The following is a 15,470-nucleotide window of genomic DNA, read 5'->3' as shown; positions in this document are numbered from 1 at the left end:
ATCGGACGGGTAGTGCGGCGCACGCCGTCCGGAAACGATCGCCCCGTACTGGTGAACGTAACAGTCACACGCCAGAGTGTCCGAAGTGGCACCGATCGGCACGCAGATGGTCAACTGATACAGTAACGGGCCTCCTGGGCCGGAGGGTTGGTCTCGACAACCGCACTCCTACCAAGAGGCCCGTTCGTCTACGCCCGCCCAGCGGCCAGCATGAACGTTCGAGGCATCCCCGACACGGCCCCACCGAACACCACCCGATTCACCACCACGCTCTCAGACAGACACATACGAAGACGCAGGTAAAGGCCACCGAAGCGCTACAGGCGCTGTCCGACGAACATCGTGACAGTGAAGTGCGGAGTCCCACCTACTGCGATTCCCGCCTACCGTCGCGGGCTGCACTCCAACAGGCCTGCGGATCAGTGCAGCCACACGAGGGTCGTGAGACGGACCTCTCGCGATCCGGGCACGACGATGAACTCGCAGACGACGGGCTCACCGAAGACGACGATGCTGTACCTGAGACCGACGTCGTCGAGGGCAGTCCCTGGAGGCCGTTTCCCGGCCTCGATCGCGCTACCAGCCTCGATCGCCAGCGCCGAGAGGAAATTCACCACCCCTCGCTGGAGATCGCGGGGCATTGCCGCGATGTCAGCGGCCGGATGGGTCGCCACAGCCAGCGACCATCCCCGTGGAGATGGCTGGCTCATCCGGTGGCCAGCTCCACCCCGAGCTCATGCGCCAGCTGCTGAGTCTCACTTCGCTGTCCCTGTGAAATCTCACTTGAGTGACACGAAGCGTCTGCACAGTGCAGAGACCCTGCCTTTGGCGCTGATCCATGGCCGGCGTCTGGTATGCGTCATGCAGTGAGAATGTGACGCGACATCAGATGAGAATCCGCAGGACATTGGAATGAGATTCCCAATAGGAGTGGCTCGCTGACCTGCGGGTTTCTGGTTCAGTCTACTGCTAGCCCGGCTTGTCAGACGGGGCATGAATAAGAGGCCTACTGGGTTTGGTGCTGCTGGACGGCGACGGTCGCGCCCGACCTGCTGCACGATCCTCCGGCCGTGGCCGCGTCGGCTGGATGGCGGGCCGCCCCGGTCGGTCTGCGTCCCGACAGGCCAGAACGTCTGCCCCAGCCGTCCGGCTGGCAGGACATGAACACCGGCTGGCCCGCCGAGTACATGCCGTGTCGCGGTGCTGTGTGGGCGGGGCGCGTGGGGGAGGGTGCCCCTACGCAAGGCGGGCTAGTTCGGGTGTCTGGAACGATATTCCTGTGCATGCTGATGATCAGGTTGGCGAGGGTGTCTCTGCGGAGCTCGCGGTGTTTCTCCGGAACGCCGTCGACGGCCGTCCGGTGAAGATTGTTTCTTCCGTTTGCGGTGGGTGTGGCGGGTGCGTGTTCTTCGTGCTCGTCGACGATGTCGAGGGCGGAGCCGAGCGGGTGTGCGCTGGTTGCGGCGGCCGTGCGTTCATCGCGGATAGCGAGGAGTTCTGGGAGGACGCGGATCCTGGTGAGGCCTGCTGCCCGTGTGGGAGCGAGGAGTTCGAGACGGCGGTCGCGTTCTCCCTGGCCGCCGACGGATCGGTCCGCTGAGTGACCGTTGGGCTGCGGTGCCAGAAGGACGGCGCCGCCGGGGTCTATGCCGACTGGAAGATCGACTACGGCCCCACGGACCACCTCTTGACCATGGTCTAGGTCTGCGGAGCGACGGCCCGAACAGGCTGCGGTTCGTAGAAGGTGCCGTCGCAGGGCATGGTGAAGAGGACGTCGGCCCGGCGCCGGGCGAGGCAAAGCAGGGCCTGGGAGCGGTGCTTGCCCTGTGCGATCTTCCTGTCGTAGCAGGCCCGCGATGCCGGGTCGCCCGGGGCCACGGAAACGGTAGCGGGGGCTCGCCGCTGTCCCGTCTGCTGCGGTGTCATCCCTGCGTGTGCGGGGCGGAGAGCACGCCCATTCCCTTCCGATTCATCGTCAGCGCCGGTATCCGCGGCTGTGGTCGGCTTCGTCTCGGCGGTCTTCTTCCTCGAGGGCGTCGATGCGGTGCAGGGCGTCGGAGGCGAAGGCCTGGACTGCTGCGTTGGGGTCGGTCTGGAGAGGTGCCAGGGCCGTGCGGCGTGGCTGCAGCTCCTGCGAGAGATCGCGTGTCAGATCCGGTAGGACGATGCCCGCCAGGAGCGCGTTCCTGCTGTCGGCGTCGATCCCGGCGGTCAGCAAAACTGCGACGGTCTCTGCCCATAGCGGGGTCTGCCATGAGTGCAGGATGGCGGCCGCAGCTCGCTGGCGCTGCGCCTGGGGTCCTGATGCCCACCGCCGCACACAGCCTGCCCATGTGTCTGTTCCCGCGCCGAGTGCCTGCAGCAGCCGTGCGGCTGCCAGCTCTATAGGCTCGTTTACCTCGCCCACAGGGCGGTTAGCGGCCATCCGGTGGAGGAAGGCATCGGCCAATTGTTCACGTTCCAGTGGCGTCAGCCTTTTGAGCGAGTGCTTCCACGCTACGGGCAGGTCGTAGCGGCCGCCGGTGGCCAGCAGTTGTTCGATTGTGACAGCGGCGAACACTTCGGGGAGACAGGAAGCGATCATGGCAGCGCCGTAGGCTGTGTCTTCGTCGAAGTCCACAGTCCTGGGGAACTGTTCATTCCTAGTGAGCCGACGTCGCAGGGCGTCGCCGAGCTTGCCTGCGAGCACAGCGTGGATGGGGATGCCCTCCTTGCTGGCTTCTTTGAGAAGGAAGCCGATGTTCTCAAGCGTGTCGGCCAAGGCTTCTGCAGGACAGCGCGAGGCCAGGGATGCGGCGACGGCGAGGCGATCAGCGAGCGGCTGCTTGCTCCGGATCAGATGCCAGTTGACGATCCTCGTCAGCCGGGCGGCGATCTCACTGTCTGGTGTGGATTGTGCCGAGACCGCCTCCAGCAACCGGGCGATCAGACCTGGCTCGTGCTCTGGGTGCTCGCCGGCGCACCCAACCGCGGCAGAGGCCAGGCGCGGATCGCCGACACGCTCCCGCAACCAGGGCCACACAACCTCCGGGTGACTGCGAGCTAGACCGGCTAGCAGCGCCTCCTCGCCGGCCAGCGCAGCGCGATCGATCCTTTCCAGTGCTGGCTGAGGGTCAGTAGCTGCGACCCCTACCGCCTGGGCGAAAGTCGGAAGCGCCGCAACTGCCGGACCTGTGACGTTCGGGCTCGTCTCGTCCAGCAGCAGGAGAGCTTCGGGCAATTCCATCTCAGTGCCCAGTTGTTGGGCGGCTTCGTGCTGTTCCTCTAGCGCTTCACGCCAGGGGCTCTTGTCACGCAGCGGCTGCAGCACCAGCAGACGGGCCAGCGCCGCGTCCGCTTGGGTCGCGACGGCCACTGGGTCCCTGGCCGTTGCGGCGTCGCCGAGTGTGTAGGACCGCGGCTCGGGCCCGAGTACGGCCTGCGCAGCGCTTCGCTTGACCGACAGGGGCAGCGAGTTCCACCGGTCGGCAACGTGCTGGGTGAACTCGACCGCGGCAGTGTCGAGCGCTGTGACCGCATGATCGGGTAAAGGCGCGCCGGCGATAGCTGTGGGCCGCGCGGCCTCGCCGCGTAGCTGCCCGGGCAGCGAAACGAGCGTGTGCAGGACTGCCAAGCCTTCGGCGTCGTACAGCGCGGGTTCATCCAGGAGCGGAACCAGCACAGTCAGTGCATCGCGCAGGAGCGGGAGCGTCTCCGGGCGGTCCGGCAGCACCATGGCATGCAGGGTCATGGTGCTCGCCGACTCGGGACTGCCGCCTGTGCTTTCCACTGTCAGGCGCAGTAGGGGCTGCACGGCGGCCAGCAGCACACGGGCGAGGCTGACCGGTCCGCGGACTGCGTTGTCCTCAGTATTCAGTCCCTGTGGCGCGGACGTAGCACGGTCCCTGTGCCACTGGGTGATGACCCGCAGGACTTCGCGGCGCCGCTCGAACAGTGCGTCGAACCCTGTCGGAAGTACGTGGGCTGGAGCCGAGCACCACTGCTCGATTGCGCGCAGGACCCCCTCGCGCCGACCAGAGCTTTCGGCTGGCAGGGCCGGATCCATCAGCCAGGCCACATCCAACACCATACTCACCGGGCTGGGCACGGTATCGAGTTCCACATGCCGGGCGAGCACGGCGAAGCGTTCCCCTAGGCTCAGCAGTTCGTGACGGCAGTGCGCCGCCGGGTCACCGCCCCACAACTGGGTTGACGGTGCCACCGGCCACCTTCCTACCAGCAGCTCGTGCAGCTCGGTGAGGATCCCAGGAGCGGCCACGGCCACCTCACTGGCCAGGCCGACCACAGTCGTCCACGCGCCCAGATCCGCCTCGTCGGCCAGCCGCGCACGGACGAATCGCGCTAGTCGCGCCCCGGTCGCAGGGTCTGCGCGATCGTGCGCAGCCTGCGCGAGCGTGTTCAGCTGAGGTCCCAGCCTTGCCCCGCCGGACGCCAGGCGCTCGCTAGAGACATCTTCGTCCTGCCCTGCGCTGAGACCGGCTTTGTCCAACAGCACGTCCAGCGCCCGGTCCAAGTCCAGTCGGACTCGGCTGTGAGGATCCAGCGCGTCGGCGAGGAGAACCGGAGCGAGTAGGGCAGGACGCACCGAGTACGGCGAAGCGTCGGCCAAGCCCATGTCGGACAGATCGTCGAGCAGGACGGATAACCGTTGCGGCTCCGCTGGGAGTGTGGAGGTGGCACCCGTTAGCGCAGCCAGGTCCTCTCCGCCTGCGACCGGGCCCAGCAATGCCAATGCCACCGCCGTGGCCCGGTGCTGCTCGGCGGGGTCGTCGGCCGGAAGGCGACCTGTGAGCGTGGCACGCAGTAGGTCCACCGCGCGTGGCCAGTCGAACGTGTTCGCGGCAAGGCCTTCCTTGCAAGCCGCATGAGCGATGAGGGGGTTCCCCTCAGCCAAGTGGATGACGATTTGCCGGAAGGCCGCGTTGTGAATGCCGTGCCCGGTGACGAGTGCGTCGACGGCCGATCGTTCCAGCGGACGCAACTGCACTACCGGGCCGGCCCAGCGCTCGACGGCCCAACGCTGCAGCACGCTCAGGCGGCGCCCGGGCCGGATGGTCAGGACGAAATGCACCCGCTGGAACCGGGCATCGTGCAGCAGCGCCGGCAGACCACTCAGATCAGGGGCGCGGTCGGCGTCATCGATCAAGACAATCAAGTCGTCGTCGACTGGCAATTCGGCGAAGGCGCTGGCTTCCAGCGCCACACCGGTGGGCGCGACCAGCACCGCAGCAACCTGCCGCGACGCCTCGATCGACAGACGGGTCTTCCCCGCACCGCCCGGGCCTTCCACGACGATTACCCGAGACAAGGGCCCCTGATCGGCCAGCGCCGCCCGGAGCGCCTGCGATTCTTCCTCGCGGCCCACCACCGGCGCGTCCATGCCCGGCACTGATGGGGCGAGGACCTGCAGGTACTGGGCCGACGTCGACAGCCGGTAGGGCGCCCGGGGACGTACCCCGAGCTCCACCTCGGCCACCCATCGCAGACCATCGGTCTCGAGTTCGGTGACCAGCTCGGCCAGAGTAACGATTTCCAGCGCTACGCCGTAGTCATCGCGGGCAGTCGTCCTCCACCGTTCCTTGGTCTTTTCGTTGGTCGACCGGTTCGTGACGTAGATCGCTTCGGCCTGGCGTCCGTGCTTGCTGTTCTTCACCAGCTCGGACTTCAGCTTGTCCGTCCACCTACCCTGCAGACTGACCCACAGGACGACCTTGTCGTCCTTGCCGAATAGAGGGCGGTCAAAGGCATCTCGGCCGAGATCGCCAGTAGCGCTCGTGATCCGCAGCTCAGGGAAGCGGACCCGCAGAACATGCAGTGCTACCCGCTCAAAGACGTAATCGTTCTCCAGCTCTTGCAGAGCGGCTCTCGCAGTGTCGTACACAGGTAACTCCGCAAGTGGGCTGGTCATGTACGCGCCATGCAGTGACGACCGTCCCTCATCGCCCGTACAACTACTTGGTCACGCGCAGAGCGACGGACCGTCTGCGAGCCTGGGAGCAGCCCACACGCCGCAATCGTCCCAGACCCGAGAAGGCCGTGTGGTGGAAACCATCCCTGCGCGTCGGGGTGGTTTGCAGGTCAGCCCAGAAGCCCCACAGAAGCTCGCAGGACGCCCTGGTCCGGGAACAGTTGGCATGCCGTCAGGTCGTGCGCGCCTGGGTAGGCGCGGAGGAGGGGGAGTCCCCCTGTACCTGCTGATAGCCGTGATATCCGGTCTGAAGCTCTGGTGGGGGACTCTTGCGGGGTTTGGGCTGCGGTCGTCGATGCAGATGGGTACGGTGGCGGCCTCAGGAATGAGGGGGGCGGTATGCAGACAGTCTTGCGCAAAGGGGAGAACGCGGCGGTCACCGGTGGTTCGGTGGGCTTATCGGTCGCTGCCACCGGGGTGTCGGTGGACGTATCGGCGCTGCTCTTGGGGTCTGACGGTAAGGTCCGCGGCGACGAGGACCTGGTGTTCTACAACCATCCGCAGCAAGACGGCGTGTTCGTGTCGGGGACGGCCGTTTCGGTGGATCTGGCCCGGCTGCCGCACGCGGTGACGAGTGTGGTGATCGCGGCGAGTGTTGATCCGCTGCAGCCTGGTGCTGTCTTCACCCGCGCGCCCCGGCTGACGTTCACCCAGCCCGGTGCCCCTGCGATGGCCTTCAGTGCTCCGGACTTCGCCGACGCAGAGACCCTAGTGGTGCTCGCGGAGTTGTACCGCCGAGGCGAGGGCTGGAGAGTACGGGCGGTCGGCCAAGGCTACGCCTCAGGCCTGGCCGGCCTGGCCACCGACTACGGGGTGAGCGTCGACCCCGACCCAGCGGCCGGGCCGGCGTCCGGAGTGCCGAGGGCGCCGCATGGGAGTGGCCGGCCGGGCACGGCAGTGGGGCTAGTGAAGGTCGAACGCAGCGCGCCCGGCCTGGTGGCGCCGGTGCGGCAGGCAAGCCAGGCGCTGGCGGACAGAGGCATCGCCGGCGGGCGGGCTGCGGTCTACCTGCTGTTGGACCACGACTACTACATGGAGGACCTGTACGAGTCCTTCGCGGTCCAGGCCTTCGCCGAGCGTGTCCTTGCATTGTCGGTGAACCTTGATGACGACGGCACCGTCCCGGTGATCTTCTCCGGTGCAGATGAGCCTTTTCTGGAGGAGATCAGTCTGGACAACTACCGGGGACGTATCGGGCAACTGCACACGCAGGTCGACTGGGGCTGGGGGAACGTAGCTGCGGCGATGCGCTGCGCGGTCGCCCATTACCAGGACAGCGCAGCCACCGACCCCGCCTTCGTCGTCGTGCAGGTCGGCAGGGAACCCTGGGACAAGGCTGCGTTCAGGGCCCTGCTGCAGAACACAGCAGGCCTGGGCGTGTTCTGGCTGTTTGTGGGCTTCGGACGCGGCAAGCTGGCCTTCTACAAGAACCTCAACGCCTCCGCCTCGGCGCGGTTCTCCAACGTAGCCTTTTACGACGCCAGCACCAACCCCGGCGCGGTGCCAGGCGACCGCTTCTACAACGGCCTCGTCGACGCCTTCGCTGCTTGGACGCGCCGGTAGCCCGCCGGAACCACCGCACCCGTGCAACTGCCGAGCCCCCGCCCGTGCATACGCCGTGCCCAGTGCGGGCGAACACGCTATGGCAGAAACCTTGGTGCTCAGCCGCTTGCGGGAGGGCTCGTGCCTCCTCTGCCGACGTACGACGGGGGATAGGCGACGGGCAGCGTGGCCATGACCCGCAGCGGATCCGGCTACGGGGTGGTGAGTCGAGCTTTAGGTTCTGATCGCCATCGGCCGGATGGCCTCCACCCGGGCCAATGACCTTGCGGCAGATGAACCTGGAGCGCTGTTCCTAGCGACCCAAGGGACACCCGTACCTGTCGCGAAGCCTTATCAGTCCACCAATCATGCAGGAATGAGATATTTATGACTACACGTTCCACTGGGATTGTGCTGTGTGGCGTTGCCATGACCGTCACTCTGGTCGCGTGCGGGGGATCGCCGAACTCCCAGGAGCCGTCGACGAACAAGGCCGCCTCCGGCATGCCTACAACCACCGCGAAAGCCGCCGAACACAAGTCGGCCGGACAGCTATTGGACAGCGGCTTCGGTCAGACCGGCGAGTACGTCTGGGTCACATCACTGGTGAAGAACACGGCGTCCACCGTTGGACAGACCGTCACTGTGCAGTTCAATGTCTACGATAGTGCCGGAACCCTGATCGCCAGCGCCGAGCAGGTCGAGTCGTTCCACAGCACGGGCCAACTGCTCGCTGTGGGCACTCAAGTGGACCTGAAGCCGCATGAGAAGGCTGCGAGAGTGAAGGCGAGCCTGCTGGTCGAGGACAACGGCACCTTCAATGACAAGCCTTACCCCTTGATCAAGACGTCCGCGGTGAAAATCGGCAAGGACGAGTTCGGCGGCGAGTCGGTGTCCTTCGACGTCATCAACCCCACCGACAAACCGTTGAAGAACCCGCGCATCGGGATCATCTGCTACAACGCCAAGAAGCAGATCATCGGCGGCTCGTCCGAATATCCCGAACTGGTACCAGCATCGGACAAGTACCACGTCGACTCGACCGTCAACGTCACAGGCATTCCCGCGTCCTGTGCCGCCTACGCCGGCCCGGACGTCATGTAGCAACGCCTACCATTCCAAGCGCAGGGCGGCCAGCCCTGTCCGGCCATCGGTCGCCCAGCCTCACGGCCGGATCAGCCTGCATCGTCGCAAGTCGGAGAATGAGTGGCATCCCGGGGGCCTGCCAGACCGTCTCAGGGCGGTGTCGGCCCTGCGTGTGCGGGGCGAAGACCGTGTCGAGGCTCGCCGCACCCCCCCCGTGATGGAGTCATCCCTGCGTCTGCGGGGTGGGGTCCTTCGACAAGTTCTGCCGCGAGGTGCTGCGCGTGTCATCCCTGCGTGTGCGGGGTGGAGACTTTCTGACGTGGGATGTTAGCAGGGCTTGGTGATTTCTTTGCTGGGTGTGTGCTGGCGTTGGGGGAGTGGGGGGTGTGCGGGCGCAGCGGGGTTGGCCCTTCTGGTGCGGGGGCCCACACGCCCGCAGCGGAAAGGTCGGCAGAGGCCCGGGGGCATGTCAGCCGAGCCGCTGGGCTTGCTGGCATAACTCGCGTAGGAATGCGTGCCATCGCTCACCTGAACTGCGGCATTGTCGATTTCAGCGTATCGGAGCTGTGCCGTTCCTCGATGCTGTCCTGCCACGGTTGTTCGACGGAGTAGGGCGACAGCTTGTGCGTTCGGCATCAGGAATCATCCATGGCTCGAAGTTGGCTGCGGCAGTGCCCGGCACGGTCTAGCATTCCAGCTCAGGAAGGGCCCCCGCCCCGCACGCGCAGGGATGACACCTGACCTGTATTGGGGTGCAAGCCCCGCCGCTGCTCATCCCTGCACACGCGCAGGGATGACACCCACGATCCGGGCATTTTGAGGCTGCCCAGCACCTCGGCCCTGCATGCTTAGGGATGACACCTGGTACTGCTTTGTTCTGGGGATCTGAAACAACCCCGCCCTGCACGCGCAGGGATGACTCCCGATTGAGGCGGCAACCGAACATGCGCCATCGTCTGCCCTGCGCGTGCGGGGATGACTCCCTGCATCAACACGGCCTGGCACTTTGCCCCGCATGTGCGGAGCGGTGACGTTCCGCCAGCGGGTGGAGGAAGTGCGGCCGCGGTGTCATTCCTGCGTGTGCAGGGCGAGTTCCACACCGTGTGATCCGGCGGTCCTGGCGCACGTGTCATCCCTGCGTGTGCGGGGCGAAGCGCCACAGCGCTACCTGCCTCCCAGCGGATGGCGGTGTCATCCCTGCCTGTGCGGGGCGGTTCTTCCAGATTCGGGCGGCCCTGTACGAGCTGGTGTCATCCCTGCGTGTGCGGGGCGGAGGCTTTATGGGCCGGGAGCGGGCCGGTCGTGGTGGAGTCATCCCTGCGCGTGCAGGGCGGGCCGAAGACGATCGTCGTCGACCGGGGAAAGATCGTGTCATCCCCGCGTGTGCAGGGCGAGAACAGGTCATCGCTGCGACTGGTTCGGGCAAGACCGTGTCAGCCCTGCGTGTGCGGGGCGTAGAGAAGGGGAAGAGGAAGGCCGCTTCCTGCTCCGGGTGTCATCCCTGCGTGTGCGGGGCGGAGAGTGGGCGACCTGCGTCTTCGGCGTGCGGTTGTTGATTTTACTGGCTTTGCTGTGATGATGCTGATGGGTTGTAGGATTTCCGCCGCCTCGTTCGCGGCATCCCGGTCCCGCCGCTACCCGATGTTCTGGTTGCGGGCGGCAAGATGAGCGCGCCGGCTGCCGCCCAACTGACCGAGCAGCACGGCGCTGCCGTCATCGAGGCGGTCATCGCCGACGAGCCATTCTCCGTCCTCGAGCACCGCATCGTGGCGCTGGACCGGATGACGGTCGCCCCGGTCATCCGCGACACCGTCGTCGCCCAGTTCAAGCGCTACCTGCCCAATCCGCCTCGTCGGGGGAGCGGCCGTGCCGCGGACTCCTGCGCGGGGGCGGACAATCCTCGGGGTGTGCGGTTTTCCTGGCGTGAGCGCCCGCGGAACCCGTGCGCGGCGGCGGCTCCCGTTGGCCGCGGCCGCCCCGGAGCCGTGCCGCCCGGCCCGGTGCGACGGCGCGCAGGTCGAGTCGTACCGGTGGGGACAAGAGCCGGTGGCGCGCGCGGGATCACTGCGCGGACGGAGGAGCCGGGAGGGGGATCTGGTCGACCTGCGGGCCTTGGCCCAGGCCCTGGGCGGGCATCCGTGGCGCGGGCTCTTGGCCCGCAGCGGCTGCCTGGCGGTATTCCAGGAGAAGCCGGGTTTGCTGGACGGGGTCGGCAACGGCCGTAGCAGCTGTCACGTACTGCGCGTCGAAACGGCGGTCGGCTCGTTCCCTCAGCAGCGCGCGGAGTTGTCGGGCGAGGGGAACGAGGGAGAGGGCTGCGTAGGGAGCGGCTAACCACCAGGGTGCACCGGCGAGACCGAGGGCAGGCAGGGCGGCGGCTGCCAGTCCTTCCAGCCCGGGGCGGTCGGTCGCCGGCGGTCGGCCTGTGCGGCAGACCGGGCGGCGCGGATGCCGCGTCAAGGTGACCTCCACCCCGTGAGTCGGTTCTCTGAATGCTAGGAATTCTCAGGATGCTCCGCGGATGGCCTGCAGGGCCTCCCCGGTGTCGTCGATGAACCAGAAGGACCATCCGTTCCGGTTGGGGTGGACCTCGGGCCTGAGCGCCTGGAGTACCGCGGTTGCCGCCCCGCTGGGCGTTTTGTAGCGGCCTGCTCCGGGGCCGGGGCCCACGGTGAGGCTGCGGTTGGTCGGGTCGTAACGGCCGGAGATCCGCTGTCCGTCGTAGAAGGCGTGGACGGCGACGGTCCCTGCCGGTGAGGCGGCGTCGGAGGCGGGCGGGTCGGGGGCGTGGAAGTGGTCGATCAGGCGGCTGACCGCCTGATCGGCAGTCACATCCCAGGCTCGTGCCAGCAGGGTGACCTTCGCGTAAGTGGCTGGCCCCAGGGCGATGCGGTGGTCGGGCATGACCGGAACCATACCACCGATTGACGAGAATGAGTCCGGTAGTTGTGAGCGCCGGGGATGGTGCGAGGCCCCGCGATTGCCTGAACGGCTGCCGCTGACTGAAACCCTGGCCGACCCGTGTTCTGGCGAGACGGAAGTGACGCCCCCGCAGGACCCCCGGCCGCGGTTCGACGGCGGGCGGCAGTTCCTCGGCGTGCGCCTTCGCCCGCATTCGGCGGGGACTTCCGCAGGGAGGCGGCTGCGGGCGCGTGCGGCTGGCACGTGGATTCGACACCCCAGGCGGCAATTTGACGGTGTGCCTCACGGGTAAGAAACAAGCGCCGAGCCTGTTTCTCCATCGTCACCGACCCCACCCGGTCAGGTGACATCCAGCGGGGGTTGCAACTGCGTTGTCAGAAGGACCTGCTTCACTAGGGCCCATCGACACAGGGGAGCAAGAGATGCCAACCGTGATCCACAGGACGCCAAGCGAACTCGAAGATCAGCGTGCGCGTCTACTCGCCGACGTCCACATGAGCTACGAACAGTTGCGCGACCGGGCCGAGACGTACAGTCTCAGCCCCCACGAACTCGACGTTTGGCACACCATCGAGGGAATCGACTACCTTCTCGAACGTGACCGCTGACGCAACGCGCACGCTCGATGACCTGGCGGACGATTTCGCCACAAAAGTCACCACCCTGACGCGGGGAGTCCTCGGCGAGGACTCCCCGCGTTTTCACGCCGTCAACACCGGACAGCGCATCCGCGTCGCTCCCATAGACGACTCCGAGGTGATCAGGCCGATCCCCATCAGCGTGAACGGCGAGCTGCGCCTGGGCTTGCGGGTGATCTACTACTGCTGCTGGGACGGGTACAGCACCTTCATGGCCACCGACGCCGCAGACTTCCACCTGCATTTCGCTGGCGTTGCCGAACCACTGATCCGGTTCGAGTACCTGCGCCGCAGCAAGGAGCCGCCGGGAGCCCACATCCAAGTTCACGCTCACCGGGACGAGATGGCATACCTGCTCCGCCTCGCTGACGCCGGCCGACCGAAGCGCGGCCTGAAGCAGGACAAGGTGCCGCGTCTGTCGGAGATGCACATCCCCGTCGGCGGCCACCGGATGCGTCCCTCGCTCGAAGACGTGTTCTTGTTCCTGCACCGCGAGTTCGCCATTGACGTCCAGCCGGACTGGCACAAGGTGATCGACGAGTACCAGCGTGAGTACCGGCTGGTTCAGATGATGACCGCAGTTCGAGACGCTCCCGAATCGGCGGCAGTGGTCCTCCGCGACCTGGGATACACAGTGACGCCTCCCGCGGTCGGCATTCCCGCGCAAGCAGAGGACTCCAAGCTGTACTGGCCGTAGGCGGCAGGGCCCCGTCTGCCACGCAGCAGCATGCCGCGGCCTCGTCGCACATCGGGCCCGGCGGTGCCCGGCACAACCTCGGGGATGTTCTCGGCCATTGCGAGGACGGCCGTGCGGCCTCGGCGAGATTGGCCGCGGCGGCCGCCGTGCTCTGACATCTCAGGCCAGGAAGGTCCGCTCCGCACGCTCAGCGAAGACGCCTCGTCGACCTGGCACGGTGCTTGATGACGCCGCTCCGCTCGGCACGCGCAGGGGTGACCCACCTCCTGAGCTGGAGCCCCCTTCCGGGAACAGCCTCCGCCCCCGTACATGCAGGGATGACTCCTCCAGCGGCGAGGCGCGAGGTGCGCGGTGCGGCCGGTGTGGTCGTCGTTGAGGGCTCAGGTTCTGACGGCAGTGTTGCAGGTGGTGACCGGTCCTTGGGTGATCGTGTAGATGCCTGAGTCTGGCGCTGTTTCGCGTGATCGCGTGAGTAGTTGTGCCGGATCGATGTGGTCTGGCCAGCGGGTGCTGTGCCGGGTCCAGCGCAAGCCGGTCAGGTCGAAGGAGGTCAGGTCGGTGTGGCGCAGGTCAGCGTCGGTGACGTCGTCGAATGCGCCTTGTGCCAGCACCTCGCCCAGCGCGTCTTGGACGGCTGCCAGGTTGTACTGCCCGGCCAGGGTCTCGTCGAGGATCCGCGCGCATACCTCAACCAGGCTGGGGTGGGGGTGGCTGGCGGTGCTGCGCTGGTGCGCGTCACTGAGGTCTTGCATGTAGTCGATGACGCGGTCGAGAGCGTGGTCGATGGCTCGGCTGTCGTCGAGCTCGGTGTTTTCGTGGGCGCGCTTGAAGGCGCGGTCCAGGGCGTGGGCGCTGTGGCCGGGAGTGCCGCGGGCGGTGTGGCGGGCGAAGTCGCGGGCGAAGTCCCTTGCAAAGCTGAGGGATTGGTCGAGGGCACGGTCAAGGGCGCGCGTGAGGACGCGGCTGCGGATGCTGCCGAGACGGAAGACGAGGTCGGACTCGAACTCGAACGCATTGCGGGTCAGGCGGCGGATGAGTTCCAGGTCGCGGTCCGCGTCGAGGGCGTGATTGAAGGCGCGGCTGAGAGCGTGGTCGAGGGCGCGGATGAGCGAGCGGGCCAGAGCGCGGTCGCGGTCGCGGCTGAGATGGAGGATGTTGTCGAGATGCGAGCCCCGCCCGAAGTCGCGTTCCACGACCCGGTCAAGGGCGCGGACGAGGGCGCGGTCGGCGTCGAGCGCATGGTCGATAGCGAGGTTGCGTGCGTGAGCGCGAGCTTGCTCGCGGTCGCGGTCGCCCTTGAGGACATGGCTGAGACTGCGGGCGTGTTCGAGGGCGTTGGCGAGCGCGTGGCTGCTGTTGACCGTGTTGATCACGGCACTGCTGGCGGGGTGCGCGCGAAGGATGAGGCGCTGCTCAGGGGGGATCGCCGCGATGAGGGTACGGGCGGCGGCCGCGGGGCCAGGGGCAGCGGGGAGCTTTGCGCGTCGCGTTCGCCTGGCCTCGGGCGACTGGGTGGCCAGGGCAGCAGCGAGGCCGGCTTCGATGTCCAGGACGTCAGCGAGCTCGGCGATCGCACGACGGTGGCGGGCATCGAGCAAGACCTCTTGAAGGCCGGCTTCGATCTCCAGGACGTGGGCCAATGCGGTGACGGCCTGCTGGTCGAGATCTTTCAGGCGCCGGTCGAGCCAGGCGTCGCTGTAGATCATGCCTCCTCCTGGGCTGTCAGGAACCGGGCTGCTGCCCGGCGTGCTTTCATCAAGTTCGCGCGGACCACGGAGGAATCCAGGGCGAGTTCCTCGGCGATCTGCGCAGGTGTGTACCCGGCGACCGTCCAGGCCAGCATCTGCCGCTGGCGCGGTGGTAGGTGCTGGAAGAGATCCCGCAGGGTCTGCCGGTTCTCCCAGTCGGCCAGACCGTCCCAGAAGGAGACCAGGGCCGTCGTCTCGGGGACCGGGTCGACAGGGTCTTCCACGATGCTGCTGTGGTGGCGGACCAGTTTGCGGGAGGCGGTACGCCGAGCCCAGGCGGCAGGGTGCTCAATCCTGGGCCAGGCACGCAACGCCTCGATCATGGTCTCCTGCGCGAGCTCGGCCGCGATCGCGGCCGAGGCACCTTGCCACACCAAAAACCCCGCCAGCGTGGCGATGAACGAGCGGTAGAAGGAGCTGAAATCCGCATCGGCATCGGCATCGGCGACGGCGAGTGCTGGCGTGGCCTGCTGGATCCCTAACGGCTCCTGATCGGTCACTGCTCTCTCTCCTGTTCTGTAGATGATGGACTGCCGGGGCCCATGGTCAGGCGCAGCGTGCTGCCGTCCGCACCGGTCTCCTCCAACGTGCTGCCCGCAGGCAGGAAACAGGCAAGCGACTCCAGGTACTGCCGGTGAGCGTGCTCCTGCCGCACCCGCCACCGCAGGCGCAGATACAAGCTGACTACCGCTGTGCCGTGGACGGCCACGCCGATTGCGGCAGCCGCTCCTGAGTCGATGAGCATATGCACAAGCCGTTCCTTCGCGCCGTCAGCCGTCCGGCGCGGCCAAGGGGTAGTGGCGTCACAGGGGCTCCGCGTGAACCCAACCCCGGGGGCAGTTCGGGGAGGCTGGCGGTGTACGCGCTTG

General features: G+C 67.0%; 12 protein-coding genes and 1 pseudogene. 5 read left to right on the top strand and 8 right to left on the bottom strand.

Features of this window, described 5'->3' with window-relative positions:
• Positions 1-419 precede the first annotated feature (419 nt).
• Positions 420-710 carry a hypothetical protein gene (locus tag AB0M29_RS41765; RefSeq protein WP_365392251.1) on the bottom strand — a complete coding sequence of 97 codons (291 nt, stop codon included), beginning with the start codon at positions 708-710 and terminating at the stop codon, positions 420-422.
• A 569-nt stretch (positions 711-1,279) separates the two neighbouring features.
• On the opposite strand from AB0M29_RS41765, the gene AB0M29_RS41760 reads away from it, so the two are divergent.
• Complete coding sequence (locus AB0M29_RS41760; protein WP_365392249.1) at positions 1,280-1,600, top strand: hypothetical protein; 321 nt, start codon at positions 1,280-1,282, stop codon at positions 1,598-1,600.
• Positions 1,601-1,698: 98 nt separating this feature from the next.
• Here AB0M29_RS41760 and AB0M29_RS41755 read toward each other — a convergent pair.
• Both AB0M29_RS41755 and AB0M29_RS41750 read right to left on the bottom strand, forming a co-directional pair.
• A pseudogene (locus tag AB0M29_RS41755) lies at positions 1,699-1,866 on the bottom strand (IS110 family transposase); the annotation flags it as partial.
• Between the two features lie 109 nt (positions 1,867-1,975).
• Positions 1,976-5,881: a hypothetical protein gene (locus AB0M29_RS41750; protein ID WP_365392247.1), complete on the bottom strand. Its 3,906-nt coding sequence runs from the start codon at positions 5,879-5,881 to the stop codon at positions 1,976-1,978.
• Between the two features lie 426 nt (positions 5,882-6,307).
• Between AB0M29_RS41750 and AB0M29_RS41745 the strand changes: the two genes are divergently transcribed.
• Together AB0M29_RS41745 and AB0M29_RS41740 are read left to right on the top strand one after the other, a co-directional pair.
• Entirely contained in the window at positions 6,308-7,531 is a 1,224-nt protein-coding gene (locus tag AB0M29_RS41745) for a VWA domain-containing protein (protein ID WP_365392245.1), read from the top strand.
• Between the two features lie 408 nt (positions 7,532-7,939).
• Complete coding sequence (locus AB0M29_RS41740) at positions 7,940-8,614, top strand: hypothetical protein (RefSeq protein WP_365392243.1); 675 nt, start codon at positions 7,940-7,942, stop codon at positions 8,612-8,614.
• A 1,616-nt stretch (positions 8,615-10,230) separates the two neighbouring features.
• Here the strand turns inward: AB0M29_RS41740 and AB0M29_RS41735 are convergent.
• Complete coding sequence (locus AB0M29_RS41735) at positions 10,231-10,356, bottom strand: hypothetical protein (RefSeq protein WP_365392241.1); 126 nt, start codon at positions 10,354-10,356, stop codon at positions 10,231-10,233.
• A 745-nt stretch (positions 10,357-11,101) separates the two neighbouring features.
• Entirely contained in the window at positions 11,102-11,500 is a 399-nt protein-coding gene (locus tag AB0M29_RS41730) for a hypothetical protein (RefSeq protein WP_365392239.1), read from the bottom strand.
• Positions 11,501-11,940: 440 nt separating this feature from the next.
• Between AB0M29_RS41730 and AB0M29_RS41725 the strand changes: the two genes are divergently transcribed.
• Positions 11,941-12,126 carry a hypothetical protein gene (locus AB0M29_RS41725; RefSeq protein ID WP_365392237.1) on the top strand — a complete coding sequence of 62 codons (186 nt, stop codon included), beginning with the start codon at positions 11,941-11,943 and terminating at the stop codon, positions 12,124-12,126.
• Positions 12,116-12,853 (top strand): hypothetical protein, encoded by a 738-nt coding sequence (locus tag AB0M29_RS41720; RefSeq protein WP_365392235.1) that lies wholly within the window; start codon positions 12,116-12,118, stop codon positions 12,851-12,853. The genes AB0M29_RS41725 and AB0M29_RS41720 overlap by 11 nt, the downstream gene beginning before the upstream one ends.
• A 380-nt stretch (positions 12,854-13,233) precedes the next feature.
• On the opposite strand, the gene AB0M29_RS41715 is transcribed toward AB0M29_RS41720, so the two are convergent.
• Genes AB0M29_RS41715 through AB0M29_RS41705 form a run of 3 tightly spaced genes read right to left on the bottom strand, consistent with a single transcriptional unit; the run spans position 13,234 to position 15,352 of the window.
• Entirely contained in the window at positions 13,234-14,559 is a 1,326-nt protein-coding gene (locus AB0M29_RS41715) for a hypothetical protein (RefSeq protein ID WP_365392233.1), read from the bottom strand.
• Complete coding sequence (locus tag AB0M29_RS41710) at positions 14,556-15,101, bottom strand: sigma-70 family RNA polymerase sigma factor (protein ID WP_365392231.1); 546 nt, start codon at positions 15,099-15,101, stop codon at positions 14,556-14,558. The genes AB0M29_RS41715 and AB0M29_RS41710 overlap by 4 nt, the downstream gene beginning before the upstream one ends.
• A complete protein-coding gene (locus AB0M29_RS41705; protein WP_365392230.1) occupies positions 15,098-15,352 on the bottom strand; it encodes a hypothetical protein in 255 nt (84 codons plus the stop codon). The genes AB0M29_RS41710 and AB0M29_RS41705 overlap by 4 nt, the downstream gene beginning before the upstream one ends.
• Positions 15,353-15,470: the final 118 nt, after the last annotated feature.

Origin of the sequence: Streptomyces sp. NPDC051976 (genome assembly GCF_040680795.1) — a bacterium.
Classification (GTDB): domain Bacteria; phylum Actinomycetota; class Actinomycetes; order Streptomycetales; family Streptomycetaceae; genus Actinacidiphila.
Note: the sequence above shows the minus strand (reverse complement) of the source record. Positions and strands in the feature narration are given on the sequence as shown.

What these genes read in the sequence shown, in the direction of transcription:
- AB0M29_RS41715 (WP_365392233.1), bottom strand. Translation starts at nt 14,559, where the DNA reads ATGATCTACAGCGACGCCTGGCTCGACCGGCGCCTGAAAGATCTCGAC.
- AB0M29_RS41745 (WP_365392245.1), top strand. Translation starts at nt 6,308, where the DNA reads ATGCAGACAGTCTTGCGCAAAGGGGAGAACGCGGCGGTCACCGGTGGT.
- AB0M29_RS41765 (WP_365392251.1), bottom strand. Translation starts at nt 710, where the DNA reads ATGAGCCAGCCATCTCCACGGGGATGGTCGCTGGCTGTGGCGACCCAT.
- AB0M29_RS41740 (WP_365392243.1), top strand. Translation starts at nt 7,940, where the DNA reads ATGACCGTCACTCTGGTCGCGTGCGGGGGATCGCCGAACTCCCAGGAG.
- AB0M29_RS41725 (WP_365392237.1), top strand. Translation starts at nt 11,941, where the DNA reads ATGCCAACCGTGATCCACAGGACGCCAAGCGAACTCGAAGATCAGCGT.
- AB0M29_RS41730 (WP_365392239.1), bottom strand. Translation starts at nt 11,500, where the DNA reads ATGCCCGACCACCGCATCGCCCTGGGGCCAGCCACTTACGCGAAGGTC.